Source organism: Glycocaulis abyssi, from assembly GCF_041429775.1.
GTDB classification, from domain to species: Bacteria; Pseudomonadota; Alphaproteobacteria; order Caulobacterales; family Maricaulaceae; genus Glycocaulis; species Glycocaulis abyssi.
Genome location: NZ_CP163421.1, coordinates 2,040,035 through 2,064,347, shown reverse-complemented (window position 1 = coordinate 2,064,347; position 24,313 = coordinate 2,040,035). Strand labels below are relative to the sequence as shown.

At 63.4% G+C, this 24,313-nt stretch carries 28 protein-coding genes; 20 read left to right on the top strand and 8 right to left on the bottom strand.

Annotated elements, in window-relative coordinates; all coding sequences use genetic code 11:
- The first annotated feature begins 14 nt into the window (after nucleotides 1-14).
- A complete protein-coding gene (locus AB6B38_RS09975; RefSeq protein ID WP_371392701.1) occupies nucleotides 15-2,024 on the top strand; it encodes an autotransporter domain-containing protein in 2,010 nt (669 codons plus the stop codon).
- A 64-nt stretch (nucleotides 2,025-2,088) separates the two neighbouring features.
- Here AB6B38_RS09975 and AB6B38_RS09970 read toward each other — a convergent pair whose 3' ends face one another.
- Together AB6B38_RS09970 and AB6B38_RS09965 are read right to left on the bottom strand one after the other, a co-directional pair.
- Nucleotides 2,089-2,427 carry a DUF5615 family PIN-like protein gene (locus AB6B38_RS09970; protein WP_371392700.1) on the bottom strand — a complete coding sequence of 113 codons (339 nt, stop codon included), beginning with the start codon at nucleotides 2,425-2,427 and terminating at the stop codon, nucleotides 2,089-2,091.
- Nucleotides 2,424-2,654, bottom strand: a complete 231-nt coding sequence (locus tag AB6B38_RS09965; protein ID WP_127568720.1) for a DUF433 domain-containing protein — start codon at nucleotides 2,652-2,654, stop codon at nucleotides 2,424-2,426. The genes AB6B38_RS09970 and AB6B38_RS09965 overlap by 4 nt, the downstream gene beginning before the upstream one ends.
- A gap of 177 nt (nucleotides 2,655-2,831) precedes the next feature.
- On the opposite strand from AB6B38_RS09965, the gene gap reads away from it, so the two are divergent.
- The 3 genes from gap (at nucleotide 2,832) to AB6B38_RS09950 (ending at nucleotide 6,441) form a co-directional block, all read left to right on the top strand.
- Entirely contained in the window at nucleotides 2,832-3,842 is a 1,011-nt protein-coding gene (gene gap / locus AB6B38_RS09960; RefSeq protein WP_371392699.1) for a type I glyceraldehyde-3-phosphate dehydrogenase, read from the top strand.
- Nucleotides 3,843-4,129: 287 nt separating this feature from the next.
- Nucleotides 4,130-5,365, top strand: coding sequence for a phosphoglycerate kinase (gene pgk / locus AB6B38_RS09955; protein ID WP_371392698.1), 1,236 nt, complete (start codon nucleotides 4,130-4,132; stop codon nucleotides 5,363-5,365).
- Between the two features lie 53 nt (nucleotides 5,366-5,418).
- Complete coding sequence (locus AB6B38_RS09950; RefSeq protein ID WP_371392697.1) at nucleotides 5,419-6,441, top strand: class I fructose-bisphosphate aldolase; 1,023 nt, start codon at nucleotides 5,419-5,421, stop codon at nucleotides 6,439-6,441.
- A 78-nt stretch (nucleotides 6,442-6,519) separates the two neighbouring features.
- Here the strand turns inward: AB6B38_RS09950 and AB6B38_RS09945 are convergent, their stop codons facing one another.
- Entirely contained in the window at nucleotides 6,520-6,960 is a 441-nt protein-coding gene (locus tag AB6B38_RS09945; protein WP_371392696.1) for a peptidase S1, read from the bottom strand.
- Nucleotides 6,961-7,170: 210 nt separating this feature from the next.
- Between AB6B38_RS09945 and thiE the strand changes: the two genes are divergently transcribed.
- The 8 genes from thiE to rpmE all read left to right on the top strand — a co-directional run bounded on the left by thiE (nucleotide 7,171) and on the right by rpmE (nucleotide 13,603).
- Nucleotides 7,171-7,794, top strand: coding sequence for a thiamine phosphate synthase (thiE, locus tag AB6B38_RS09940; protein ID WP_371392695.1), 624 nt, complete (start codon nucleotides 7,171-7,173; stop codon nucleotides 7,792-7,794).
- Nucleotides 7,728-8,903 carry a tetratricopeptide repeat protein gene (locus AB6B38_RS09935; protein ID WP_371392694.1) on the top strand — a complete coding sequence of 392 codons (1,176 nt, stop codon included), beginning with the start codon at nucleotides 7,728-7,730 and terminating at the stop codon, nucleotides 8,901-8,903. The genes thiE and AB6B38_RS09935 overlap by 67 nt, the downstream gene beginning before the upstream one ends.
- 51 nt (nucleotides 8,904-8,954) lie before the next feature.
- On the top strand, nucleotides 8,955-9,473 hold the full coding sequence (locus AB6B38_RS09930) for a glycoside hydrolase family 108 protein (RefSeq protein ID WP_371392693.1): 519 nt from the start codon (nucleotides 8,955-8,957) through the stop codon (nucleotides 9,471-9,473).
- 82 nt (nucleotides 9,474-9,555) lie between these two features.
- Entirely contained in the window at nucleotides 9,556-10,134 is a 579-nt protein-coding gene (gene efp, locus AB6B38_RS09925; protein ID WP_371392692.1) for an elongation factor P, read from the top strand.
- A gap of 22 nt (nucleotides 10,135-10,156) precedes the next feature.
- Nucleotides 10,157-10,933 carry an inositol monophosphatase gene (locus AB6B38_RS09920; protein WP_371395093.1) on the top strand — a complete coding sequence of 259 codons (777 nt, stop codon included), beginning with the start codon at nucleotides 10,157-10,159 and terminating at the stop codon, nucleotides 10,931-10,933.
- A gap of 95 nt (nucleotides 10,934-11,028) precedes the next feature.
- On the top strand, nucleotides 11,029-12,048 hold the full coding sequence (locus AB6B38_RS09915) for a hypothetical protein (protein ID WP_371392691.1): 1,020 nt from the start codon (nucleotides 11,029-11,031) through the stop codon (nucleotides 12,046-12,048).
- A 3-nt stretch (nucleotides 12,049-12,051) separates the two neighbouring features.
- Complete coding sequence (locus tag AB6B38_RS09910) at nucleotides 12,052-13,044, top strand: peptidoglycan -binding protein (protein ID WP_371392690.1); 993 nt, start codon at nucleotides 12,052-12,054, stop codon at nucleotides 13,042-13,044.
- 337 nt (nucleotides 13,045-13,381) lie between these two features.
- The gene (gene rpmE / locus AB6B38_RS09905) at nucleotides 13,382-13,603 is read left to right on the top strand and encodes a 50S ribosomal protein L31 (RefSeq protein WP_371392689.1); all 222 of its coding nucleotides are present in this window, start codon (nucleotides 13,382-13,384) and stop codon (nucleotides 13,601-13,603) included.
- A gap of 302 nt (nucleotides 13,604-13,905) precedes the next feature.
- Here the strand turns inward: rpmE and AB6B38_RS09900 are convergent, their stop codons facing one another.
- Complete coding sequence (locus AB6B38_RS09900) at nucleotides 13,906-14,448, bottom strand: DUF1465 family protein (protein WP_371392688.1); 543 nt, start codon at nucleotides 14,446-14,448, stop codon at nucleotides 13,906-13,908.
- 143 nt (nucleotides 14,449-14,591) lie between these two features.
- Entirely contained in the window at nucleotides 14,592-14,783 is a 192-nt protein-coding gene (locus AB6B38_RS09895; RefSeq protein ID WP_371392687.1) for a DUF1192 domain-containing protein, read from the bottom strand.
- A gap of 124 nt (nucleotides 14,784-14,907) precedes the next feature.
- Between AB6B38_RS09895 and AB6B38_RS09890 the strand changes: the two genes are divergently transcribed.
- The 3 genes from AB6B38_RS09890 to AB6B38_RS09880 all read left to right on the top strand — a co-directional run bounded on the left by AB6B38_RS09890 (nucleotide 14,908) and on the right by AB6B38_RS09880 (nucleotide 17,623).
- Nucleotides 14,908-15,894: an NAD(P)H-quinone oxidoreductase gene (locus AB6B38_RS09890; protein WP_371392686.1), complete on the top strand. Its 987-nt coding sequence runs from the start codon at nucleotides 14,908-14,910 to the stop codon at nucleotides 15,892-15,894.
- A 191-nt stretch (nucleotides 15,895-16,085) separates the two neighbouring features.
- Nucleotides 16,086-16,751 carry a DUF1013 domain-containing protein gene (locus AB6B38_RS09885; protein WP_371392685.1) on the top strand — a complete coding sequence of 222 codons (666 nt, stop codon included), beginning with the start codon at nucleotides 16,086-16,088 and terminating at the stop codon, nucleotides 16,749-16,751.
- Nucleotides 16,752-16,823: 72 nt separating this feature from the next.
- Nucleotides 16,824-17,623, top strand: a protein-coding gene (locus AB6B38_RS09880) for an IS5 family transposase (protein WP_371392684.1) whose coding sequence is annotated in 2 segments (ribosomal slippage) — nucleotides 16,824-17,159 and nucleotides 17,162-17,623 — 798 coding nt in all. Because the reading frame shifts where the segments join, the coding sequence is not laid out codon by codon here.
- On the opposite strand, the gene AB6B38_RS09875 is transcribed toward AB6B38_RS09880, so the two are convergent.
- The 3 genes from AB6B38_RS09875 to AB6B38_RS09865 form a co-directional block, all read right to left on the bottom strand.
- Nucleotides 17,620-18,438 (bottom strand): SDR family NAD(P)-dependent oxidoreductase, encoded by an 819-nt coding sequence (locus AB6B38_RS09875; protein WP_371392683.1) that lies wholly within the window; start codon nucleotides 18,436-18,438, stop codon nucleotides 17,620-17,622. The genes AB6B38_RS09880 and AB6B38_RS09875 overlap by 4 nt on opposite strands.
- Nucleotides 18,439-18,470: 32 nt before the next feature.
- On the bottom strand, nucleotides 18,471-19,355 hold the full coding sequence (locus AB6B38_RS09870) for a tetratricopeptide repeat protein (RefSeq protein ID WP_371392682.1): 885 nt from the start codon (nucleotides 19,353-19,355) through the stop codon (nucleotides 18,471-18,473).
- 151 nt (nucleotides 19,356-19,506) lie between these two features.
- Nucleotides 19,507-19,677: a YdcH family protein gene (locus AB6B38_RS09865; RefSeq protein WP_371392681.1), complete on the bottom strand. Its 171-nt coding sequence runs from the start codon at nucleotides 19,675-19,677 to the stop codon at nucleotides 19,507-19,509.
- Nucleotides 19,678-19,774: 97 nt separating this feature from the next.
- Here AB6B38_RS09865 and AB6B38_RS09860 point away from each other — a divergent pair, with 97 nt between their 5' ends.
- From AB6B38_RS09860 to AB6B38_RS09840, 5 genes are all read left to right on the top strand, one after another.
- Nucleotides 19,775-20,401: a UbiX family flavin prenyltransferase gene (locus AB6B38_RS09860; protein ID WP_371392680.1), complete on the top strand. Its 627-nt coding sequence runs from the start codon at nucleotides 19,775-19,777 to the stop codon at nucleotides 20,399-20,401.
- Nucleotides 20,401-20,895 carry a TIGR02444 family protein gene (locus AB6B38_RS09855; RefSeq protein WP_371392678.1) on the top strand — a complete coding sequence of 165 codons (495 nt, stop codon included), beginning with the start codon at nucleotides 20,401-20,403 and terminating at the stop codon, nucleotides 20,893-20,895. The genes AB6B38_RS09860 and AB6B38_RS09855 overlap by 1 nt, the downstream gene beginning before the upstream one ends.
- Nucleotides 20,896-21,018: 123 nt before the next feature.
- A complete protein-coding gene (locus AB6B38_RS09850) occupies nucleotides 21,019-21,228 on the top strand; it encodes a YdcH family protein (RefSeq protein WP_371392677.1) in 210 nt (69 codons plus the stop codon).
- Between the two features lie 97 nt (nucleotides 21,229-21,325).
- On the top strand, nucleotides 21,326-23,386 hold the full coding sequence (locus AB6B38_RS09845; RefSeq protein WP_371392676.1) for a prolyl oligopeptidase family serine peptidase: 2,061 nt from the start codon (nucleotides 21,326-21,328) through the stop codon (nucleotides 23,384-23,386).
- A gap of 89 nt (nucleotides 23,387-23,475) precedes the next feature.
- Nucleotides 23,476-24,252, top strand: coding sequence for a glucose 1-dehydrogenase (locus AB6B38_RS09840; RefSeq protein WP_371395092.1), 777 nt, complete (start codon nucleotides 23,476-23,478; stop codon nucleotides 24,250-24,252).
- The last annotated feature ends 61 nt before the right edge of the window (nucleotides 24,253-24,313 follow it).

The following is a 24,313-nucleotide window of genomic DNA, read 5'->3' as shown; positions in this document are numbered from 1 at the left end:
AAGGGAAGGCCAGTATGATCCAGACCATCAAAAGCTCACTCGCAGCAAGCACGGCGCTTGCCTCGATTCTCACCGTACTCGCCATGGCCCCGGCCATGTCGCAGGAACTTGAAACCTACCACGATGATGAAGCGTTCGAGACCTACGCCAACGCGGTGTCAGCCGATGGCCTCGTCGTCGTGGGGCGTAGCCGTGCGAGCACGATTGATGGCTACCGTGCCTTCCGCTGGACCGGCGATGGCGGGTTTGAGCAGCTTGCGGACGCCGCGTCGGCGGCGAACGCGCTGTCCTCTGACGGCACGGTAATTGTCGGCTCGGTTTCGCAGGACGATACCAACCATGCTTTCCGCTGGACTACGGATGGCGGACTGCAGGTGCTTGATCTGCCGGACGGCGGCGTGAGCGCCTTGGCGTACGGTGTCTCGGCTGATGGCAGTGTTATTGTCGGGAGCTCAACGGGTGAAAACAATTCGGCCACTGCCGTGCGCTGGAACGCCGATGGTCAGGCTTTCAGTCTCGGCACGCTTGAGGGCGGCAATCGCTCAACGGCCTTCGGTGTCTCCGGGGACGGGCTGGTTATTGTAGGCGAGTCCAGCTCGGGCACGTCCGGTCCCTGGGCAGAAGCCTTCCGCTGGACTGAAGCCACCGGCATGGTCGAGCTTGGCAAGCTCAACAATAGCGATCAGTCCCAGGCGCGTGCCGCCTCGTTTGACGGCAGTGTGATCGTCGGCTGGGCGCGTGATGGCGAGACGCAGCAGCAGACGGCCATCCGCTGGACCGAGGAAACCGGCATGGAAAGCCTTGGCATGCTCAATGATGGCAATTTGTCCATCGCCTACGACGTCTCCGATGACGGTCTCGTCATTGTCGGATCGGCGGCCAACGGCGACGAGAACAACGTCTTCCGCGCCTTTCGTTGGACTGAAGATACCGGCATGCAGACGGTCGAGGACTGGCTGCGCGACGCCGGGGCAGACATCGAGTCAGACATCACCTGGAATGCCCGTGGGGTAAATGGTGATGGCACCGTCGTCGTCGGCGATACGCATGACAATGAAATGTTCATCGCGCGTGTCTCGCAGAGCGGGGTGGGCATGATTACATTGGATGATCTGGCACAAAGCCTGTCCGGCACAGGCGCAAGCAACGCCATGTCGGCGGGCGGGCTCGGCCTGGCAATGAACGGGGCGGGCAGCCGCCCGCTGGACCGGCGGGCCGAACCCGGGCGCAGCACGGCATGGATCGGCGGCGACTGGGGCCGGGATAGTCATGGCGCGCGTGATGGCGATGCGCGTCTTGGCGAAATCGGCTTTGGTCACAACTTTGGCAGCCTGCAGCTGAATGGCGTGCTGGGCATCACTGCGCTGGAGCAGAACACGCTGCTTGGCGGGCGCAGCGATGTTGACGCCCACTATGTCAAGCTGGAGGTTCTGGCGCCGCTCCAAGTGACAGATAATGGCGGGCTTTGGCTGGCCGTTACCGGCACCGGGCTTTGGGGCGAGGCTGATATCCGCCGCAATTACATAGCCAATGGCGGCCTGGTCGATACATCCACCGGCAGTACCGATGTCGAGGGCTATGGCGTGCGCACCCGTCTGCAATGGGAAAACGCGTTGCCCGGCGTGTCACCCTATGGCGAGCTGTCCTATGCGCGCGTCTGCCTCGATGCCTACAGCGAAACCGGCGGGTCGTTCCCGGCCGCCTTCAACAGGCTGTGCGATACGGCCACCGAGGCGCGGTATGGCGTTGACGCAACCCTGCCTGTGACAGAAGGCTTGCGCCTGGTCGGCACGCTGGAAGGTGTGCGCCGTTTCGAGGGTAGCGGATCGAATGTGACCGGACAGGTGATCGGGCTTGGCGGGTTTGATCTCGGGCAGGCTGCCTACCAGCGGGACTGGCTGCGCGCCGGTGCCGGTTTCGAGCTTGATATTGCGGGCTCGACGCTGTCGGTCATGGCCAATGGCACAACGCGCGGCGAAAGCGCGAGCAGCTGGGTCGCCGCCAGCTGGCGCGTAGCCTTCTGATCCATGCGATGCCACCCGGCGGGTGATCCTGCCGGGCGGCGCTGCCATCCGGTCCTCTGCCGGTCTAGCACAGTTCCACAATCGCCTCGCCGGAGTTCAGCGCCGTGCGTATTTGCGGCCATGCCGTGGAAAAGCGGTCCAGCAAGGCGTTGGTGGACACATTGCCCATGCGCACCCAAACCAGCCGGATGGCCGGATCAAAGCGCAAAGACAGACCAAGGAAATCAGCATCCTTCGTTACGATGATGCGGCCTTGAGTCTGTGCCAGTTCACAAATTTCGTGATCGGTTGCCCGTCCGAGGCCAACATCATGGGCGTGTACCGCCTCAGCCCCTTGTTCCGTGATCCAGCGGGCCAGCGCCTTCGGCAGCTGAACATCTACCAGAAAGAATAGCGGGGTCACTCTGCCGCTATGACGCGATGATTGGCGAGACGCGCCGCATACGCCAGCGCGGCCAGAATGTCATCGTGTTCCAGATAGGGATAATCCGCGAGTATCTGATCGTTGCTCATGCCGGAGGCGAGGAGGTCGAGTATGTCGCCCACCCTCATGCGCAAGCCGCGCAGGCAAGGCTGGCCGCCCATGACCTGTGGGTCTGTCGTGATCCGGTCCAGCAATTGTGTGCTCATCAATCATCCTCGAATGCACGGCAATTCTACACTGTTCCAGCCCCAGCCGCAAAGCATCGCCGCTCGGATATGGACGCGGCGCGGGGAAGCGTCTAAACCCCGTGCGCAATTGCCCGGCGCGGAGCTGCCGCTGCAGGGTCTCCAGAAGTTTCTAGCGGATTTTTGAAGGAGCGCGTCATGGCTCTTCGGGTGGCGATCAACGGGTTTGGCCGTATCGGGCGTCTGGCCCTGCGGGCGGTGCTGGAGCATCAGCGCTGGCATGAGGTGGAGGTCGTTGCGATCAATGACAGCGCCACGCCGGAGGTAAACGCGCACCTTTTGACCTATGACAGCGTACATGGCCGCTATCCGCGCGAGATCAAGCTGTTTGAAGACGGGTTCGATGCCGGTTTTGGCAAGATCACCAAAGTCTCCAACCGCGATCCGTCCCAGCTGCCCTGGAAGGATCTGGGCATCGATCTGGTGCTGGAATGCACGGGCAAGTTCAATGACAAGGCGGCGGCCTCTGCGCACCTCTCCTCCGGTGCCAAGCGTGTGCTGTGCTCTGCGCCCGCCAAGAATGCCGACAAGACCATCGTCTACGGCGTCAACCATGCCAGCCTGACCGCAGACGACGTGATCGTTTCCAACGCGTCGTGCACGACGAACGGGCTCGCGCCGGTGGCCAAGGTGCTTAACGACGCCATCGGGATCGAACACGGCCACATGACGACGATCCATGCCTATACCGGTGACCAGCCGACGCTGGACCGCAATCACAAGGATCTGCACCGCGCGCGTGCGGCCGCCATGTCCATGGTGCCGACCACCACCGGCGCGGCGAAAGCCGTCGGCGAGGTGCTGCCTGAACTTAAGGGCCGCCTTGATGGCTCTGCCATCCGCGTGCCGACCCCGAATGTCTCGGTCATCGATCTGGTGTTCACGCCGGGCCGTGAGACCAGCATCGAGGAAATCAACGCCGCGATCCGCGAGGCCGCAGACGGCCCGATGAAGGGCGTGCTCGGCTATGACACCCTGCCGCTGGTTTCCATCGACTATAATCATGATCCGCGCTCGTCCATCGTGGCCATCGACAAGACCAATGTAATCGGCGGCAGGCTGGCGCGCGTGATGACCTGGTATGACAATGAATGGGGCTTTGCCTGCCGTATGATCGATACGGCGGTGGCGATGGGCCGGCTGATCTAGGAGCATTTAATGTCAGGTTTGCTTGCAACCGCTCTAATTATAATCGTTTTTGTGTTTGGGCTGATGGGAGCAAGTCCACTGCTTATACTGTTGTTTGCCGCAATAGCTTCGATAATTTATTACTTTATGCGGTCAGCTAGCTTTATCCGCGCGTTCCAAATGGGTGCTGGAGATGGCATCCAAATAATCATAATAACGTATATTTCACAGATATTTACGGTCGCAATTATCTTCTATATCGGCGTAGGATTTCGTTTGCTTTTTAGCTTGTTTTGAGGGCTAACGCGGTGTGCAAAACAGATTTTAGAGTTTCCCGCCTCGAAGATGCAGACGTTTCCGGCAAGCGCGTACTGGTGCGCGTGGATTTCAACGTGCCGATGGCCGACGGCAAGGTCAGCGATGATACGCGCCTGAAATCAGCTCTGCCGACCATCCAGCATCTGACCGGAAAAGGCGCAAAGGTGATCCTGCTGGCTCATTTTGGCCGCCCGAAGGGCAAGCCCGAGCTTGGCCAGAGCCTGAAGCCTGTCGTCGCACCCTTGTCCGAACTGCTCGGCGCGCCGGTAGGCTTTGCCGGTGACTGTGTGGACCGGGTGGCCGAAAAGGCCGTGTCCGAGCTGAAGGGCGGCGAGGTTCTGCTGCTGGAGAACACGCGCTTTCACGCGGGCGAGGAGGCCAATGACGCGGAGTTCGCTGCACAGTTGGCCGCGCTTGGCGATGTCTATGTGAACGACGCCTTCTCGGCGGCGCACCGCGCCCATGCCTCTACCGAAGGGGTGGCGCGCCTGCTTCCCGCCTATGCCGGGCTCGCCCTGCAGCGGGAGACCGACCATGTAGCCGCGGCGCTGGACAATCCTGAGCGCCCGCTGCTGGCGATTGTCGGCGGCGCGAAAGTGTCGACCAAGATCGACCTTCTGATGAACCTCGTCACCAAGGTGAACCGGCTCTTTGTCGGCGGCGCGATGGCCAATACCTTCCTGGCCGCCAAGGGCGTCGATGTCGGCAAGAGCCTTTATGAGCCGGATTTGCTGTCCACCGCGCGCGAGATCATCGCGGCAGCGCAAAAGTCCGGCTGCCAGCTCCTGCTTCCCGAAGACGTGGTGGTGGCGCGCGAACTGAAAGCCAAGGCCGCCCGGCGCGTGGCGGGCCTTGATGAGATCGCCCGCGACGAGATGATCCTCGATTGCGGTCCGGCGACGATTGATGCGCTGGCCGATTCCATCGAGAGCGCAAAGACGCTTGTCTGGAATGGCCCGCTGGGCGCGTTCGAGATGGCACCGTTTGATACCGGCACGGCGGAGGCGGCCCGCTTTGCCGCCCAGCGCGTGCGCGAGGGCGAGCTGGTGGCGGTTGCTGGCGGCGGTGATACGGTGGCCGCGCTCAATCATGCCGGGGTCATGGGTGATTTCACCTTCGTCTCGACGGCCGGCGGCGCATTCCTGGAATGGCTGGAAGGCAAATCCCTTCCCGGCATCGAGGTTTTGCGGCAAACCGCACAAACGGATATGGACACTGCGTCCTAGCAATAGTGCCGCACACGCACGCGATCAGCAGGCAATACGGGGGAGTTTGAAACATGGATATTGATGCGCTCTACGAAACCGCGATGCGCATGGTCGCGCCGGGCAAGGGCATTCTGGCGGCCGATGAGTCCACCGGCACGATTCGGAAACGCTTTGACACGATCAAGCTGGAATCGACCGCGGACAGCCGCCGTGACTGGCGTGAAATGCTGTTCCGCACCGAACCGGCGATGAGTGAGCACATTTCCGGCGTCATCCTCTATGACGAGACCTTGCGCCAGAAAGCCAAGGATGGCACGCCGCTGGCCGGGCTGATCGCCAAGACCGGCGCGGTGCCGGGCATCAAGGTGGATACCGGCGCCAAACCGCTGGCCGGTGCGCCGGGCGAGATGATAACCGAAGGACTGGACGGCCTGCGCGAGCGTCTGGCCGAGTATGACGCGCTGGGCGCGCGCTTTGCCAAATGGCGCGCCGTCATCAATATCGGCGCTGGCGGCGATGAGAGCGTGCCCTCCCAGTACTGCATCAACACCAATATGCACGCGCTCGCGCGCTATGCGATGCTGTGCCAGGAAGCGGGTATCGTGCCGATCGTGGAGCCGGAAGTCATCATGGATGGCGACCACGATATCGACCGCTGCTACGAGGTGACCGAGTTTGGTCTAAAGCGGCTCTATGCCGAACTGTTCGAGCAGGGCGTGGTGCTGGAAGGCACGATCCTGAAACCCAACATGATCATTTCCGGTACGAATTGTTCCGCGCAGGCGAGCCGCGAGGAAGTCGCAGAGATGACCGTGCAGTGCCTGACCAATTGCGTGCCGGCCTCGGTGCCGGGCATCGCCTTCCTGTCGGGCGGGCAGTCCGATGTGGACGCAACCGCGCACCTCAACATCATGAATGCGGGCTTTGACCTGCCCTGGCCGCTGACCTTCTCCTATGGCCGCGCGCTGCAGGCCGCGCCGCTGGCCGCCTGGGGCGGAAAGGACGAAGCCGCCGGGCAAAAAGCCTTCAATCACCGCGCCCGCATGAACGGCCTTGCCGCGCTCGGCGAGTGGGATGAGGGCATGGAGGGGTAGGGCCTCCTGCCATCGTACACAAAAAAAGGCCCGGCATTGCCGGGCCTTTCGCGTTTCAGGTTTGGGTAAAACCCGAACCTAGAACTCGGTGAAGTACACCACCGCCTGGGCCGTGCCGCCCGAATAGGTGCCGACCCAGATGTCATACTGGCCGGAGCCGGACAGGGTGACGCGCGGGTTCAGACCGTCGAAATCGTCATTGCAGTACCAGCGGCCATCCGGGCCGTTGACCACGATGGTGGTGTCGGAGGTCGATTCAGCACCGATGGAGATGCGGCCGCCATTGAAGTTCAGGCGAACGTCCGGCGCGTCGGAGATCGAGCCAACGCAGCCAGAGCCCAGGCGGCTGGCATTGATATTGCCGCCGGCGACGACGTTGACGGTGTAAGGATCAGGCAGGAAGCCGGCGTTCAGCGAAAACGTGCCGAAATTCGGGTTCAGCGAGTAATTCTGGGCGGACGCAGCAGCGCCCATGGCCAGCGCGGCAAGACCGGCGCAGGCAACAGTTCTGACAATCATGAAAGTCTCCATAAAGGCAATGGGGATTCATCCCCCCTCAATGCCAGCGGATGACAGGAAATTTCCCGCTAACATCCTGATTGGTAGCAGGCTTTTATAAGGGAACTAAGCGAAATTTTTGCGCATGCACAGTATGCCGCAGCCCGTGCCGCGTTGGCTCCGGCAGGCCCGGCTTTCGCTGGCGGCTCGAAGCGTGTATCGGGTTCTTCCATGTCACGATGCCAGCTTTATCTCATCACCCCGCCGCGCATTGATGCCGGATTTACAGACCTGCTGGACGCGGTGCTGGCCAAAGGCGTGGCAAGCGTGTTGCAGATACGCCTCAAGGATCAGCCTGAAAACCAGCTGCCGGGCCTCATCCCGCCGCTGGTGAAGACCGCCAGGCGTCATGGCGTATCGGTGCTGATGAATGACCGGCCGGATCTCGCTGTCCATTACGCCATGGACGGGGTCCATATCGGTCAGGAGGACGCGCCGTATGCGCAGGCGCGCGCGGCCGTGGGCAAGGCCGGCATTGTCGGCGTGACCTGCCATGACAGCCGCCATCTGGCGATGACAGCAGCGGAAAAAGGCGCAGACTATGTCGCCTTCGGTGCAATGTTTCCCACTGCCACGAAATCGCCCAAGGCGTCGGCTTCTGTGGAGCTCATCGAGTGGTGGAGTGAAGTCTTTGAGGTGCCATGCGTAGCGATTGGCGGGATAACGCCGGAGAATGCCAGTCCGGTGATCGAGGCGGGCGCGGATTTCATCGCGGTATCGGGCGGGGTGTGGAACCATCCCTCCGGTCCGGTGGAGGCGGTGCGGGCCTTTGGGGCGCTGCTCTCGGCGCGCTAGGCGCGCTGTCGCTGGCCGTATCGCTGGCCGTGGCGCAGGAACCGGCCTTGCCGCCGGGCCTTGCCGAAGAGGCCGAACGCGACCGGTCAGGCGAAGCCATTGAAGAGCGCAGCCCGTCTGATCAGGCGATGGCGCGTGCATCAGCCGCCTATGTGACGGGGGACTATCTGAGCGCGCGCGTCCATGCCGAGCGCGCTGCGGCTGCAGGCGAACCGCGCGGCGCCACGCTGGCCGGTCATATTCTGCTGCATGGCCTGTCTGGTACAGCTGACGAGGCGGGTGCGGTGCGCTGGCTGCGCCGGGCCGCCGAGCACGACGATATCGACGCGCTGGTGATCCTGGCGTCGCTGGCGTCCGAGCGCCGGGGCGGGCTGGAGCCGTTCCATGCGCGCGAGTTTCTAAGTCAGGCCGCCGAGACCGGTGATGCGCGCGGCGCGTATGAGTTTGGCACCTTCCTGCGTGATACCGGCGATCCGGGTCTATCGCATCTGGCGCTGGACTGGCTGCGGCTGGCGGCAGAGGCAGGTATGCCGCGCGCCATGGCTGCCTATGCCGCCGCGCTGGATGACTGGGTGCATGGGCCGGGCGATCCCTCGCTCGCCCGTCCCTGGTATATCCGTGCGGGCGAGGCGGGCGATGCACCCTCAGCCGCGATTGCAGGCGTCATGCTGATTACCGGTGAGGGCGGGCCAGCCGACGAGGAAGCGGGCCGCACCCTGCTGCGCCATGCCGCCGAGATGGGCCTGCCCGCCGCCATGGGTGATTATGCCCTGCTGCTGATGCAGGAGGCCGAAGGGCGCGGCGGGGACTACCAGCAGGCGGCCGCATGGGCGCGGCGCGGCGCGGAAGCAGGCGATGCGCAGGCCCAGTTCCTTTATGCGGGCGCGCTGGCCACGGGCCGGGGCGTGTTGCGCAACATGGAACAGGCTTATGTCTGGGTACGCAGAGCCGGCTATCCGCGGGACAACTCGCTGGAGGACAACCCCCAGCGTGACCGGCTGGAAGCCCAGCTGGAGGAGCTGTTTACCCATGACACGCTAACCCGGCTGGAAGCCGAGGCGATCTCGGGAATGGCCGATAGATACCGGCTCAATCCGGCTGGGGACTAAACGGGCGCATACTGGCGGGCCTGATGATCCAGTCCCGCCGGAGCCCTGCCCATGTCTGACGCTTTCGCCCATGCCCTCGCCCATGTGCTGGTCCATGAGGGCGGCTATGTCGACCACCCGGATGATCCCGGCGGCGCGACCAATTTCGGCATTACGCTGGCCACCCTGCAGGGCTGGCGCGGACGCAGCGTGACAAAAGCCGATGTGCGCGCGCTCACGAAGGGGGAGGCGGGCGAAATCTACAAGGCGCGCTACTGGGATAGCTGCCGGTGCGACGAGCTGCCGGGGCCAGTGGCCTTTATCGTGTTTGATGCGGCGGTCAATCACGGGGTCAGCCGGGCTGTGCGTATCCTGCAGGAGACGGTTGGCGTTGCGTCAGATGGCCGGATCGGCCCGGTGACGCTCGGCGCCGTGGCGTCAGCCCGGCCCGCAGCCCTTGTCACCGAGATCGCCGCCCGGCGCATGGTGCTCTACGGCAATCTTGCCCATTTCCGCACATTCGGCCTTGGCTGGTCGAGGCGGCTGATGGGAACCCTTGTGGGGGCACTCCCCACCAGCCTTGCCGCATGACGCTGGCGCTGATACACCCGCGCCCGATTTGATGTGGCATCCCGGCCGCCTTGGCAGGCAGGGGTCAGTGGGAAGTTTTCCGATGAAGATCAACGGTAACGAAATCAAGCCGGGCATGGTGATCAAGCACCAGGACACGCTGTGGACGGCTGTGAAGGCCGACCATGTGAAACCGGGCAAGGGCGGCGCGTTCGCGCAGGTCGAGCTGAAGAACATTCTTGATGGCCGCAAGCTCAATGAGCGTTTCCGCTCGGCCGACAAGGTGGAGCGCGTGCGCCTCGATCAGCGCGATTATCAGTATCTCTACGCCGAGGGCGAGATGCTGGTCTTCATGAATACCGAGAGCTATGAGCAGATCTCGCTGCACATCGATTTCGTCGGCGAGGAGCGCGCCGCCTATCTGACCGACGGCATGATGGTGGTGGTCGAGCTCTATGAGGACAAGCCGATCGGCGTTGAGCTGCCCCAGCATGTCGAGCTGGAAGTCATCGACACCGAGCCGGTGGTCAAGGGCCAGACAGCGGCGAACTCCTACAAGCCGGCTATCCTGACCGGGAATATCCGCTCCGCCGTGCCGCCTTTCGTGGGCGTGGGCGAGCGTGTGGTGGTGGCGACCGAGGACGGCTCCTACGTGCGCCGCGCGGAAATGGGAAGCTTCTGATTTGGCGCAAGTTTCTGCCCTCATGCAGGTGATGACCGGCGCCGTGCGCAAGGCGGGCCGCAAGCTCGCGCGCGATTTCGGCGAGGTGGAGCATCTGCAGGTCTCCAAAAAAGGCCCGGCCGATTTTGTCTCCACGGCGGACGCCAAGGCTGAGGAAATTCTCTTTGAGGAGCTCTCAAAAGCCCGGCCCGGCTACAGCTTCCTGATGGAAGAGCGCGGGCTGGTGGAAGGGACAGACAAGTCCCACCGCTGGATCGTCGATCCGCTGGACGGCACCACGAACTTCCTGCACGGACAGCCGCACTTTGCGGTCTCGGTGGCGCTGGAGCGCGAGGGCGAGCTGATTGCCGGCATCGTCTACAACCCTGCAACCGACGATTTCTTCCACGCCGAAAAGGGCCGCGGCGCCTATATGAATGACCGGCGCCTGCGCGTGTCTGGCCGCGAGCATTTCGATGAATGCGTGATCGCCACCGGCATGCCGTTCGCGGGCAAGACCGGCCATGCCAAATTCCTCACCGAGCTGCACGCCATCATGCCCCATACGGCCGGAATCCGCCGCTATGGCGCGGCCTCGCTTGATCTGGCGTGGGTGGCGGCGGGCCGGTTTGACGGCTTCTTTGAGCGCAATCTCAAAGCCTGGGACATCGCAGCCGGCATCGTGCTGGTGCGTGAGGCGGGCGGCTATGCCGGTTCGCTGGATGGTACCGGCGATGTGCTGGAGACCGGCCATATCGTGGCCGGTAACGAGTTCGTCTTCGGCGAGCTGAAAAAGCGTCTGTCGCAAGTCGGCAAGTAGCCGCTCTTCGCCCAAAAACAGCCAAGAAGCTTGTCTCTGATGGTCAAACGGGTCATGCCTTGACCCCGTGCCGGAACAGAAGGGACAGCCCGCCTATGCCTTCACGCGACCTGCCTTTACCGCCTGAAGCCCCGCAGCCGCGCAAGGTGCGCTTTACCGGCCCCGGCCAGTATATCGTCTGGATGATGGTGTTCCTCGCCGTGGTGGCCGCGCTTGCGGCCTTCCTGCACGAGCCGCTGATTACGGCGTTTCAGGCAAATGCCGCGATCAATGGCGTGATCCTTGGCGTCCTCCTGATAGGCATTCTCTACACCTTCCAGCAGGCGCTCGCGATTGGCCCCAGCGCACGCTGGCTGGTGAAATTGCGTGACAGCGCCCACCCGGACCAGCTGGGCAATCCACCCGCCCTCATCGCGCCCATGGCCGCCCTCATCACCGATGCGGCGGACGGGCGCGCGCGCCTGTCGGCAGCCTCGGCCCGCGTGGTGCTGGATTCGGTGGCCGCACGCATGGCCGAAAGCGGTGCCTTTACCCGCTATTTCGGCCGGCTTCTGATCTTCCTCGGTCTGCTTGGCACGTTCTACGGCCTGCTGCTGGTGGTTTCTGATGTGGGCGAGGCGGTACGGGCAGTCTCTGCCACCTCTTCCGGTGCTGGCGAGGTGGAAGCGGCGCGCCTGATGGCGGCCATCGAGGAACCCATTCAAGGCATGGGAACGGCCTTTGCCTCCTCGCTTTTTGGTCTGGCAGGCTCCCTCATTATCGGCTTTCTGGAATTGCAGGCGAGCCGGGCGCAGAACCGTTTCTACAACGAGATCGAGGAATGGCTGTCCTCCATCTCGCGCCTGTCTGCCGCCGGCCCGGTGGGTGCGGGCGAGGGCGATAGTTCCAGCGCCTATGTCGGCGCGCTGCTGGAACAGACCGCCGATACGGTCGACCGGCTTGCCTCCACCATGGAGCGCCATTCGCGCCAGCTCGAAGTGACACTCTCGCGTTTTGCCGATGACGCGGCAGAAGCCAACCGGGAGGCTGCGCGCCTTCTGCGTGACGAGATCAAGGTGCTGGTGCGTGCGCTGGAAGCGCAGGCCCGGCTCAACCGCCGGGATGGAGAGCGGTAGGCCATGGCCATTGCGCGCCACCTCCAGCGTGACGCCGATAACGGCGATTACTGGCCGGGCTTTGTCGATGCGCTGGCAACCTTGCTGCTGGTCATCGTCTTCCTGCTCGCCGTCTTCGTGACGGGGCAGTACGCGCTCTCCACCGCCCTGACGGGCCGCGATGAGCAGCTGGCAGACCTTAATGCGCGTCTCGCCGAGCTTGCCGACCAGCTCAACCTCGCCGAAGCGGAAAATGCCCGCCTGACCGTGCGCGTCAGCACGCTGACGGCGGAAAACGAGAGCCTCACCGAGCAGCTGGAGGCGACAACGGCGCGCATCACGGCGCTGGGCGAGCAGCTGGATGAGGCCGAAGAGCTTTCCGACGAGGCGCAGCTGACCATCGCCATGCTGTCAGAGCAGATGGAGATATTGCGCATGGAGCTGGCGCGCCTGAACGCGGCGCTGGAAGCCTCCGAAGCGCGCGAAGCCGAGCTGGAAACACAAGTCATCAATCTGGGTACACGCCTCAATGCGGCGCTCGCCAGCGAAGTGGCGCGGCTGTCGCAATACCGCTCCGAATTCTTCGGGCGGCTGGTGGAGATACTCGGCAATCGCTCCGGCGTGCGCGTGGTGGGCGACCGCTTCGTGTTCGAGACCGATGTGCTGTTTGACTCCGCTTCGGCCGAATTGTCCGTAGAAGGCCAGGAAGGGCTGCGCCCGATTGCAGCAGCGATAATCCAGCTCACCCGCGAAATCCCGGATGATATTGAATGGGTGATCCGGGTGGATGGTCATACCGATGTGCGTCCGCTGGGGCCGACCGCGCAGTTTTCGTCCAACTGGGAGCTCTCTACCGCGCGTTCTCTCTCGGTCATCAACTGGCTGGTGGGCGAGGGCGTGCCGGCAAACCGTCTGATGGCGGCGGGGCTGGGCGAACATTATCCGATATCGCGCGGCCGCACCGAGGCTGACCATGCCCGCAACCGGCGCATCGAGCTGAAGCTGGAAGCGCGGTAGCAGGCATGCTTCGAGACGCGCTTTGCGCTCCTCAGCATGAGGGAAAAGTGCAATCGCCCTCATCCTGAGGGCGAACGCAAGTGAGCGTCTCGAAGGACGAGGGCGGGTGCGGCAGGTTTCGTCACACGCCCATGACGATATCCACAGGATTCTGGGGTGAGCGGCGCGCTCTAAGTCATTGTGGAAAAACGCACTGACTCTCAGCGCTCTGCATGGTCTTGCGCCGCAGCTCTCACACGTATATACACCGCGGCTCATTTCTAGCAGACTTGTTCCGCTAAACCTTGAGGCCAAGGCCGGTCTGGGGGTGGCGGACATTGAAGGCGGGAGCCGTCAGATGAAACAGGATATCCACCCCGACTATCACTTCATCGAAGTGGTGATGACGGACGGCAGCAAGTTCAAGACCCGCTCGACCTACGGCAAGGAAGGCGACCAGATCTCGCTGGATATCGATCCGCGCACACACCCGGCCTGGACCGGTGGTTCGCAAACCCTCGTTGACCGCGCGGGCCGCGTGTCGCGCTTTAAAGACAAGTTCAAAGGCTTCGGTGTCTAACCGCCCACCCCCCTCACCTGGGCGCGTGTCCCCTCGACACGGCCGGGGCCTTTAGAAGAACGCCCGTAGCTCCCCTCAGCTGCGGGCGTTTTTTCATGGGCGGGTTGGTGAGAACGCCGGCGAGAGCTTTGCTTCCTGTCATTCTCCGGTGGCGAAGCCATCCGGGGAACCCATGCCTGAGAGCTTGCTTTTCCCTCGTGCTTCGAGACGCAGCCAAGGCTGCTCCTCAGCATGAGGGATTATTGCGGTCTTGCCCTCATCCTGAGGGCGAACGTAGTGAGCGTCTCGAAGGACGAGGGCTGCTAACCCCGCCCCGCGAACGCGCTTTCCAGCGCGGACCATTGGCCCGCCAGCGGGTTTTCGCCCGGCGCACCACCGGGTGCTTCGCGGAAAAGATTGTCGTCCAGCCGTTTCAAACGCTCGTGCAGGCTCTGCGAGCGGGCGACGAGATCGCCAAGACGCGGCGGGCAGGGATCATCGTCTGCCGGCCACATGCCGTCGCGCGGATGGGATTTGCCGCCAAGCCGGTATTTTTCGCCGGCGGCCTCAAAGGGCGTCATCTCGCCTTCATTCACCGCACGCTGGGTCAGAAGCCAGGAGGCAGACTGCATCAGCTGGGTGGTCAGCGTCATGGACTCAGCCGCATAGGCGAGCGCACCGGCGCGGCCAAGCCGCTTGGCGTCCTCCCGGCCCGGCCCGTCCAGATAGCTGGCGGTTTCCTCGACCAGGTCCATGCCTTCGCGGAACAGGCGGCGGAAATGCTCGGAGGCCGCAAAATCGGCTACCCGGACGGCCGCTTCGCTGACCATGTCGTTCGTGCCGGACTTGCCGGTTTCCGTGTCCATTAACCCGTCATCCCTCACGCAATTTGCCGCATCGTATTGCACGCGCTGGCCTTGATACCCCGTAGCACCCGGCACCCATATCGGGACGCAGCATGCCTGTTAGACCCGTCTCCAAGCAAGGCCGGGGCCAGTTACCGAAAAAGTCAGGCTTTTTTGAAGAAGGCTTCCGCCGCTCCCAGCTTGTCCTGCTTGTGATCGATCATGGCCTTGGCGCGCGCAATCTCGCCATTCAGCGTCTCGATACGCTCTTGCAGATCTGCGACGGACAGGGCGGAAATATCCTCCCCCGGTGTGATGACCGCTCGCCGGGTGACCGGCAGTTCATCGTCAAACATGGGCATCACCTCCCTGTTCTGGCGGCTGCGTCTGGACGGTTTGCGAGCGCCTGTCTTGCTGCACAATAGCGTAAACGGGCGCGTGATGCGCCCCCAAATTACGCCATTACACGGATCAGTTTCCATGATCGCACCCTACAAGACCCGCATCGTCACCGCCCCGCAGCCCGGTGGGCCGGACGCCCTGCGGCTGGAAGAGATCACGCTTGCCCCGCCCGGCCACGGGGAAATCCTGATCCGGGTTGCAGCAGCCGGTGTGAACCGGCCCGATGTGATCGAGCGGATGGGTTTTTACCCGCCACCGCCCGGCGCACCGAAGGGGTTGGGGCTGGAAGTGTCCGGCACCGTGCTGGCGATTGGCGGAGGCGTGAGCGGGTTTGATATTGGCCAGAGGGTATGTGCACTGGTGGCGGGCGGCGGCTATGGCGATATCGCGCGCGCGCCTGCCGGCTCTGTCCTGCCGGTGCCGGATGGTGTTGATCTGGTTGCCGCTGCGGGCCTGCCGGAAACCGTCTTCACCGTCTGGACCAATGTGTTCGAGGCGGGCGCACTCAAGCCCGGTGAGCGCTTTCTGGTCCATGGCGGGTCGAGCGGTATCGGTACTACGGCAATCCAGATGTCCAAGGCGCACGGCGCTGTTGTCATGGCGACGGCGGGCAGCGCGGACAAGTGCGAAACCTGCCGCTTGCTCGGCGCAGATTTTGTCTTCAACTACCGCGAAGACGACTGGGTGGAGGGCGTGAAGGATGCTGGCGGCACGGACGTGATCCTCGACATGGTGGGCGGAGATTATGTGGCAAAGAACCTCGCCGTACTGAACCGGTTCGGGCGCCTGGTGCAGATCGCTTTCCTCAAAGGCTCGCGGGTGGAAATTGATCTGATGGGGCTGATGCTCAAACGCCAGACCATCACTGGCTCGACACTGCGTGCCCGCTCCGATGAGGAGAAGGCGGCCCTTGCCGCTGCCGTGCGTAGCCATGTCTGGCCATGGGTGGAGGCGGGCAGGGTGCGCCCGCTGATCGATACCCGTTTTGCGCTGGCCGATGTGGCAAAAGCCCATGAGCGCATGGATTCCATGGCCCATGCAGGCAAGATATTGCTGGTGCCATAGGCATGGCGCGCGTGCCGGGAATACCCCCTTTCAAGGCGCGCGCTCACACGCTATAAGCACGCCAAACCCCGTCATTGATATCAGGTGTCATCGACACCAGCCTTGGCGGGTCGGATCGACCGAAACCCGGCGGACCGCGCCGGGTTTTCTTTTGTCTCCGGCGCTCCCCCTAGACCAAGGAGCCTATTGCCATGTCCGACATTCTCATGCCCAAGGCGACAGCTGTCTGGCTCGTCGACAATACCAGCCTGTCTTTTGAGCAGATCGCCGATTTCTGCGGCCTGCACCGTCTTGAAGTGAAGGGCATTGCCGATGGCGACGTCGCGGCCGGCGTGCGCGGTGCCGACCCTATCGCGGGCGGGCAGCTGACCTCTGAAGAGATCTCGAAGGCCGAAGCTGATCCGGCCTACCGCATGCAGGCCACGCGCCCGAAATACGCTGATCTGCAGGAGACCGCGCGCAAGAAGGGGCCGCGCTACACGCCGCTCTCGCGCCGCCAGAACCGCCCGGATGCCATTGCCTGGCTGGTGCGCAATCACCCGGAGCTTACCGATGGCCAGATTTCCAAGCTGGTCGGCACCACCAAGACCACGATCGAGGCGGTGCGCGAGCGCACGCACTGGAACTCGGCCAATATCAAGCCGACCGATCCGGTCTCGCTGGGGCTGTGCAGCCAGATCGATCTCGATGAACAGGTGCGCAAGGCGTCCAAGCGCCGCAAGGAAATGGAAGACGCCGGCACGGTGAAGATCGAGGAAGACGTGCTCAAACCCGCCGAGGAAACCGCGCCTGCGGCCACCGGCCCGACCACGCTCGACGAGCTGTTCGGCAAGGCTCCTGCGCAGGACGAAGACTAGGTCATAAACTCATAAACGGGATTCCGTTTTTGGCCGAAGCCTGATTCAACCTTCGCGAGGAGGATATGGATCATGGGCCGTCGCCGCTACGAGTTGACCGATTTCGAGTGGTGGATCATCGAACCCTTGCTGCCGAACAAGCCGCGCGGTGTGCCGCGTGTGGACGATCGCAAGGTGCTCAACGGGATTTACTGGCGCTTGCGCACCGGGTCGCCCTGGGCGGAAATCCCGGAGCGCTACGGTCCGGCGACAACCTGCTACAACCGCTTCGTCCGGTGGCGCAAGCTGGGCGTCTGGGATCGGATATTCGACGCGATCACAGCGGCTTACGACGGCGACATCCAGATGATCGACAGCTCGTCGATCCGCGTTCACCAGCACGGGGCGAACGCAAAAAAGGGGGCGCGGACGCCGCCGCCGGAGACACTCCTGACCCCCGATGCATGGGGCGCTCGCGGGGCGGGCTGACGACGAAAATCCATGCCCTCGTGGACGCCAACGGCCTGCCCGTCGCACTCAAGCTCACGCCCGGCCAGGCCCATGACGGACGCAGCGCCACCGATATGCTCGGCGGGATCGGCGAAGGCCAGATCCTGCTGGCCGACCGGGCCTATGACAGCGACGCCCTGCGCGACAGCCTAAAATCGCGTGGTGCATGGGGTTGCATCAAACCGGTCTCACGTCGCAAGAACCCGCCCAGCTTCAGCCCCTTCCTCTATCGCTACCGCAATCTCGTCGAACGCTTCTTCAGCAAGATCAAACACTTCCGGGCCATCGCAACGCGCTACGAAAAACACGCCGATAACTACCTTGCCCTCGTCAAACTCGCCGCTATCCAGATATGGCTCAGAAATTATGAGTCTGTGTCCTAGTCTTCGTAATCCTCGCGCTTCATCACATAGTTGAGCGCGAGGCGGCCACCATCGGCATAGATGCAGGTGCCGGTGATATAGCTGGACTCCTTGCAGGCCAGAAACCACGCGATAGAGGCGATCTCGTCCGGGTCGGCGATCCGGGCGAGCGGGGTACGCGATAGCACCGCCTCCATCGCCGCCTTGTCCTCGTTCACCGCCTTGAGGATATCGGTATTGACCGAGCCGGGGCCGATGGCGTTCACGCGGATACCATAGGGGGCCAGCGACAGTGCCATGGACTTGGTCATCTGGTTGAGCGCGCCCTTGGATGTGGAATAGGCGAGCTGGTCGGCAATCGACACCACGGCGTTGATCGAGCTCATGTTCACGATGGCATAGCGGCGGCGCGCATCGTCGCCGCGCGTGTCATCCTCCTCGATCTGGCGGGTCATCTGGCGTGCGCAGGCGCGGGCCACCAGGAAGGCGCCGCGCAGATTGACGCCAATGACCTTGTCGAAATCGGCAAGCTCCAGCGAGAGTATGTCGCCCTTGGCGAGTATGGCGGCATTATTGATGAGGATGTCGAGCTGGCCGAAGGCCGACAGGGTTTCGGCCATCAGATTGGCGACCGAGAGCTTGTCGGCGACATCGCAGCTGACGAAAAGCGCGCGATTCTTGGCCGCTCCCAGATCGTTGGCCAGCGCCTCGCCCGCCTTCTTGTCAATGTCGGCGATGACGACGCGCACGCCCTCCTCTGCCAGGCGCCGGGCGCATGCCGCGCCAATTCCGCTGGCACCCCCGGTGACGATGGCAACGCGTTCTGAACCGGCCATGCGGCAAACTCCGTGTCTGATAAGGAAAGGCCCTAATCGCCGGACGCGGCGCTCACGCGCGCATAATCATCAGCGATGGTGGAATTGTCCGGCTCCAGCTCGAACGCGCGGGCGAAGAGCGGATAGGCTTCTTCATGCTCCCCGATCTGTTCAAGCGCGGCGGCGAGGGAATGAATGATGGCACCGGAATCGGGCTCGGCCTCGACAGCGGCATAGCAGATATCCATGCCTTCGCTGGCCCGCTGTGCCTTCACCAGCGCCCAGCACAAGGCGTTCAGCGCCGATCCGTCATCAGGCGCGATGGCCACCGCTTCGCGCCCGTCCTCGACCGCCCGGTCCATCAGATCAAGCTCGATAAAGGCGGCCGAGCGGCCAATCCAGCCGCCGGGCGAATCCGGGGCCAGGCGGATCGCATTGTCATAGGCGGCGATGGCTTCGGTCCCGCGGTCCAGCTCCATATAGACCCCGCCCAGAAGGATATGGACGAAATCATCCTGCGCCATGCCGCGCTCTGCGATCAGCAGGTCGGCCAGTGCTTCCTCGAGGCGATCAAGCTGGAACAGCGCGACCGCGCGGTTGCGCCGCACGATGGGGATATCGGTATTGCCGCCATTGTCGCGCAATAATGCGATCACCTGATTATAGGTGAAAAGCGCAGCCTCGCTTTCGCCGAGGGCCAGCTGGCTGGCGCCCAGGCGCACGCGCAATTCGGCCTCGGTTTGCCAGGGGTGCAGGCGCGCCGACAGGCAGGCGCGAAGCGCGGCAACGGCGTCTTCGGCATTCCCGGCTGCCATCGCCTCGCTGGCCTCAGGGCAGGCCGCTGCACCTTGCGGGTTGCCGCCGGAAGGCTGCGCGAAGACCGGGGCTGCCAGGCAGCTCAGCGCCAGCAGGACGAGCGCGCGGGAAAGAGTCAGCATGGATGGCCTTCTACAGCAGGTTCGGGTGCATGACCCGCGCATGATAGGCACGCGAGTGCGGCCCGGTCCATCCGGGCGGGCAGGAAATGCAAAAGGGCGGGCTGATATCAGCCCGCCCTTCATCATGTGTGGTGAATTGCCGCAAAAAACGTCAATGTCGGCGCCGGAGGGTTTCAATTTCCTCCTTGAGGCGCAATTTCTGTCGTTTGAGCTCTGCTAGGTGCAGCGTATCTGCCGAAGGGTGCTTGAGTTCTTTCTCGATGCGGCTTTCCAGTTGCGTGTGACGTTGGTCAAGCTCACGGATACGCGCTTCAGCTGGCATGTGTAGCCTCCTTCGCTGGATCAAGGACTGGAAGTGAAACATCAAACACCCCTTCCTATCAATGGTGAAAACTGTCCGTGTTGCGGAAGGGTTTCCCATGTCTGAAGCCAAGTCCTTGCCATCGCGCATGATTGTCGGACTGTCAGGCGCGTCCGGCGTGATCTACGGCATGCGTGCGCTGGAAGCCTTGCGCGATCTGGGCATCGAATCCCATGTCGTGGCCAGCAAGGCTGCCGAGATGACGCTGGGCTACGAGATGGGGCTGAAGGCCGCTGACATCCACGCGCGCGCCGATCATGTCTACGCGTTTCCCGATATCGGCGCGCCAATAGCCTCCGGCTCCTTCCAGACGCTTGGCATGCTGATCGCGCCCTGCTCTGTCAGGACGATGAGCGAGATCGCGACCGGCGTGACCTCCAGCCTGCTGACGCGCGCCGCCGATGTAGTGCTTAAAGAGCGCCGCCGCCTCGTGCTGATGGTGCGCGAGACGCCCTTCCATCTCGGCCATTTGCGCACCATGACGCAGCTGACGGAAATGGGCGCGATCATCATGCCGCCTTTGCCGGCCTTCTACGCGAAGCCTGAAACCCTTGATGACATGGTGGACCAGTCCGTGGGCCGGGCGCTGGACCTGTTCGGTCTTGACTGGACGCCGACCCGGCGCTGGGGCGAGGACATCAGGGAAGGCAAGCGGCCCGGCGCAGCCCGCAAGGGCAAGGCGTGATGCAAGACACGCGCGGGCAAAGCCTGTGGGATTTTTCCGTCGCGCTTTATGACCATGAGCCGGTGAAGCACTCCGCGCTGGCGCTGCAGGATGCCGGGCTGGACGTGAATATCGCCTTCTGGCTTGTCTGGAGCACCGGGCAGGGGCGTGATCCGCTGCTCGCCCTTGAGAAGGCCGTGCGCATTGCCGGTGACTGGCACGCGTTGGCGGTCGGGCCCTTGCGCGGCGTGCGTGACCGGCTGAAAGCCCCGCCTGCGCCGGTCCCGCTGGAGGCTGCGCAGTCCTTGCGCCAGTCCGTGCTTGGCGCAGAGCTGGCCGCAGAACATGTGGCGCAAACCATGCTGCAGGCGCTCGATACGCCCGCCCTTTCCGGCGCTGCGCACTGGCCGGATGCAGCGGCGGCCGCGCTGGACGGATATCGCGCGCGCTGTTCGCCCGGCGCGCCCGTCACGCGCTTCAAAGAAGCCGTTTTCTCCGCGCTCGAAAAAGGGTAATGTGCGTCTCCCGTGGCTTGCCGGCCATCGCGGACGCAACACGGGTCATGTCCACGCATTTGCAATCAGAGCCGGCCCGGCCGGGCGGGCTGGTTGCACTCCAAACAGGTGTATTGGCTGAGAATGTTCGGTGATCTGGATGAAGATGCGCTGGTGGCCAAGCTGGCCGAGCTGCGCCGTGAACATCGCGCGCTGGACGCAGAAGTGCGCGCCGCACAGGATTGCGGCGTGGTCGACCAGCTCAAGCTGGTGCGCCTGAAACGGCGCAAGCTGATGCTCAAGGACATGATCTTCGCCATCGAAGACCAGCTCAATCCCGACATTATCGCCTGACGCCTTCTGCGGCCTGAAGCTCGACGTGAGGGCTCTGCCGCTTTAGCTTTCCATGCAATGACAAGATTGCAGGGAGGCTAACCCGATGACATTTCGCATGAGACACCGCCTGATGGCCGCCGTTCTGGCTGGCGCTGCCATGGCTGTGCCGGCCGTGTCCGCGCCCGCTCTGGCGCAGGAGCAGGCCGAGGCCAGAAGCGTTTCGATCAATGATCTGTTCCAGCTGCGTCAGGCCGGCCAGGTGATGATTGCGCCAGAGGGCGGCACAGTGGCGTTCACGGTCTCGGTTCCGCGCGATATCCGTACCGGTGAAAGCGATGGCGCCCCGTCCCTGCACCTTTATGCCGCCGACGCACCCGGTGCCTTGCGCGCGCTGGTTGCCGGTGAAGATACGGTTAGCGGCGTAGCACTACATCCTGATGGCGAGAGCGTCACCTTTCTGGCCCGCCGCGAGGGCGATGAACGTCCTGCACTCTACCGGGTAGCGCTGTCGGGCGGTGAGCCGGAGCGGCTTTATCACCCGGACACGGGCGTGCAGGGCTATCTCCTGACCGCGGATGCAAGCTCGATCTATTTCATTGGCCGTGACCCGGACCAGCCTGACCACAGCGAACTGCGCGAGCGCGGCTTCCGGGCCAATATCTATGAGGAAAACCAGCCATTTTCCCATGTCTGGCGGGCCGGGCTGGGCGATGATGAAAGCGCCGCAGAGCGGCTGGACCTGACCGGCCATGCCTCTGCCATTCAGCTGAGCGCGGACGGATCAGTCCTGGCGGTGAGACTGGCGCCGACCCCGTCTGTGGACGATTCCATGATGGAGCAGCGCTGGAGCTTTGCAGACATCGCAACCGGCGAAGTCATCAGCACGGTTGAAACGCCCGGCAAGATCGATATCGGCCGTTTCTCCCCCGATGGTTCGCAGTTTGCCTTCCTGGCGGCGATCAACCGCTCTGACGCGACTGCCGGCACGATCCATGTCGCCGATGTGCAGACCGGTGAATACATCCAGATCGCGCCTGATGCCGAACAGCATATCCGCACGTTTGAATGGCGGGACGGACATATTTTCGCGCTCGCCCATGTACGCCAGGACAGCGCCTGGGTGAGCTACACGCCCGAGGGCGAGGAAGTCTCACGCGAAGCCCATGGCGGCTATGTCGCCCACTCGCTGAGCCTTGATTCTTCAGGCGAAACAATCGCCTTCGTGGCTGACAGCCCGGCCCATCCGCGAGACGTGTATGTCGCCCGTCCGGGCGAGGCCCCGGCTCGCTGGGCCGATCTCAATCCGTGGCTGGCGGAACGTACGCTTGGCGATCAGCGCGTGGTGCGCTGGACGGCGCGTGACGGTGTCGAGGTGGAAGGTGTGCTGATCACCCCGCAGGGCGAAGCGCCCGAAAACGGCTGGCCGATGATCGCTGTGGTGCATGGCGGGCCGGAAGCGCACGATCATAATGGCTGGCTGACCGGCTATTCGCGGCCCGGCCAGATCGGGGCAGGCGAGGGCTTTGCCATTTTCTACCCCAATTATCGCGGCTCCACCGGGCGCGGCTTTGCCTTTATCGAGCTTGATCACCTCAACCCGCCGGGCGAGGAGTTCGAGGATATTGTCGATGGTGTCGGTTATCTGGCCAATCAGGGCCTGATCGATCCGGCCCGCGTCGGCATAACGGGCGGATCCTATGGCGGGTTCGCGTCTGCCTGGGGCGCGACGGTTGCCAGCGAGCATTTCGCGGCCTCCGTACCCTTCGTCGCCCTGACCGATCTGGTGTCCTTCATGGGCAATACTGACATCCCGGTCGAGATGGTCGATGTCCATTTCATCCATTATCCGTGGGAGAACTGGGAGTGGTATTTCCGGCATTCCCCGATCATGCATGCGCACGGCTCGACCACGCCGACATTGGTCATGCATGGCGAGGTGGATACCCGCGTCGCGCCCTCGCAAGGCTATATCCTCTACCGCTATCTCAAGCTGGCCGGTGAAGCGCCTGTGCGTCTTGTCACCTATCCGGGCGAGGGCCATGGCCTGCGCAACGCAGCGGCCCAGTTTGACTATGCCCACCGGCTGATGGGCTGGATGCGCCATTATCTGCAAGGACCGGGCGGGGAAATCCCCTCCTCGGAACTCGACTACGACGCGCTTCTGGCTGCCGACTAGGCAAAAGAGGCGGCCCATATACCGCCACCGCTCGTCCATGGACGGGCGGTGGCGGGCATTTTTCAGACAATCAACAAGGGGACCGGATGATGACCGAGACGGATTTGCGCGTGGACGGCAAGGTGGCGCTGATTGCCGGGGCCAGCCGCGGGATTGGTGAGGCTGCGGCCAAGCGTCTGGCGCGCAATGGCGCCATCGTGATCGCGGCCAGCCGCAAGATTGAAGACTGTGAGCGCGTGGCCTCTGAAATCCGTGAAGCCGGCGGCAAGGCGCGCGCCATGACCCTGCATCTGGGCAGCGCGCAGGACCGCGATGCGGCGCTGGAAGCGATCCGCAAGGAAGAAGGCCGGCTGGACATCCTCGTCAATAACGGCGCGACCAGCCCGTATTTCGGCCCCGTTGAAGACACGCCCGAAGACGCGTTCGACAAGACGTTCGAGGTCAATGTGAAGGGGCCGTTCTTCCTCTCCACCGGCGCGATCCACATGATGAAGGAGACAGGCGGCGGCTCGATCGTCAATGTCGCCTCGGTCAATGGTCTGCGCCCCGGCTTCTTCCAGGGCGTGTATTCCATCACCAAGGCGTCCGTGATTTCGATGACGCAGGTGCTGGCGCAGGAGGCGGGCGGCCACAAGATCCGCGTCAACGCGCTCTGCCCGGGCCTCACCGAGACCAAGCTCGCCAGCGCCCTTACCTCCAATCCGGGCCTTGATGACATGATGAAGCGCAATTTCTCGCTCCAGCGTGTCGGTCAGCCCGAAGACATGGCCGCAGCCATCCATTTCCTCGCCAGCGACGCCTCCAGCTATATGACCGGCCAGTGCCTCGTCATCGATGGCGGCATCATGGGCCGGGGGCCGTTATAGGCTGCTGACAGTTTCTCCCCCCGTAAACGGGGGGAGTGGCCCGAAGGGCCGAGGGGGGGAT

Excerpts from the sequence above, each read along its gene's own strand:
- thiE (WP_371392695.1), top strand. The coding sequence starts at position 7,171 with ATGTCACGATGCCAGCTTTATCTCATCACCCCGCCGCGCATTGATGCC.
- AB6B38_RS09850 (WP_371392677.1), top strand. The coding sequence starts at position 21,019 with ATGTTCGGTGATCTGGATGAAGATGCGCTGGTGGCCAAGCTGGCCGAG.
- AB6B38_RS09870 (WP_371392682.1), bottom strand. The coding sequence starts at position 19,355 with ATGCTGACTCTTTCCCGCGCGCTCGTCCTGCTGGCGCTGAGCTGCCTG.
- AB6B38_RS09885 (WP_371392685.1), top strand. The coding sequence starts at position 16,086 with ATGTCCGACATTCTCATGCCCAAGGCGACAGCTGTCTGGCTCGTCGAC.
- AB6B38_RS09855 (WP_371392678.1), top strand. The coding sequence starts at position 20,401 with ATGCAAGACACGCGCGGGCAAAGCCTGTGGGATTTTTCCGTCGCGCTT.
- rpmE (WP_371392689.1), top strand. The coding sequence starts at position 13,382 with ATGAAACAGGATATCCACCCCGACTATCACTTCATCGAAGTGGTGATG.
- AB6B38_RS09975 (WP_371392701.1), top strand. The coding sequence starts at position 15 with ATGATCCAGACCATCAAAAGCTCACTCGCAGCAAGCACGGCGCTTGCC.
- AB6B38_RS09895 (WP_371392687.1), bottom strand. The coding sequence starts at position 14,783 with ATGTTTGACGATGAACTGCCGGTCACCCGGCGAGCGGTCATCACACCG.
- AB6B38_RS09920 (WP_371395093.1), top strand. The coding sequence starts at position 10,157 with ATGCAGGTGATGACCGGCGCCGTGCGCAAGGCGGGCCGCAAGCTCGCG.
- AB6B38_RS09915 (WP_371392691.1), top strand. The coding sequence starts at position 11,029 with ATGCCTTCACGCGACCTGCCTTTACCGCCTGAAGCCCCGCAGCCGCGC.
- AB6B38_RS09865 (WP_371392681.1), bottom strand. The coding sequence starts at position 19,677 with ATGCCAGCTGAAGCGCGTATCCGTGAGCTTGACCAACGTCACACGCAA.
- AB6B38_RS09845 (WP_371392676.1), top strand. The coding sequence starts at position 21,326 with ATGAGACACCGCCTGATGGCCGCCGTTCTGGCTGGCGCTGCCATGGCT.
- AB6B38_RS09840 (WP_371395092.1), top strand. The coding sequence starts at position 23,476 with ATGACCGAGACGGATTTGCGCGTGGACGGCAAGGTGGCGCTGATTGCC.
- AB6B38_RS09910 (WP_371392690.1), top strand. The coding sequence starts at position 12,052 with ATGGCCATTGCGCGCCACCTCCAGCGTGACGCCGATAACGGCGATTAC.
- efp (WP_371392692.1), top strand. The coding sequence starts at position 9,556 with ATGAAGATCAACGGTAACGAAATCAAGCCGGGCATGGTGATCAAGCAC.
- AB6B38_RS09860 (WP_371392680.1), top strand. The coding sequence starts at position 19,775 with ATGTCTGAAGCCAAGTCCTTGCCATCGCGCATGATTGTCGGACTGTCA.
- AB6B38_RS09890 (WP_371392686.1), top strand. The coding sequence starts at position 14,908 with ATGATCGCACCCTACAAGACCCGCATCGTCACCGCCCCGCAGCCCGGT.
- AB6B38_RS09965 (WP_127568720.1), bottom strand. The coding sequence starts at position 2,654 with ATGAGCACACAATTGCTGGACCGGATCACGACAGACCCACAGGTCATG.
- gap (WP_371392699.1), top strand. The coding sequence starts at position 2,832 with ATGGCTCTTCGGGTGGCGATCAACGGGTTTGGCCGTATCGGGCGTCTG.
- AB6B38_RS09875 (WP_371392683.1), bottom strand. The coding sequence starts at position 18,438 with ATGGCCGGTTCAGAACGCGTTGCCATCGTCACCGGGGGTGCCAGCGGA.
- AB6B38_RS09950 (WP_371392697.1), top strand. The coding sequence starts at position 5,419 with ATGGATATTGATGCGCTCTACGAAACCGCGATGCGCATGGTCGCGCCG.
- AB6B38_RS09930 (WP_371392693.1), top strand. The coding sequence starts at position 8,955 with ATGTCTGACGCTTTCGCCCATGCCCTCGCCCATGTGCTGGTCCATGAG.
- AB6B38_RS09945 (WP_371392696.1), bottom strand. The coding sequence starts at position 6,960 with ATGATTGTCAGAACTGTTGCCTGCGCCGGTCTTGCCGCGCTGGCCATG.
- AB6B38_RS09900 (WP_371392688.1), bottom strand. The coding sequence starts at position 14,448 with ATGGACACGGAAACCGGCAAGTCCGGCACGAACGACATGGTCAGCGAA.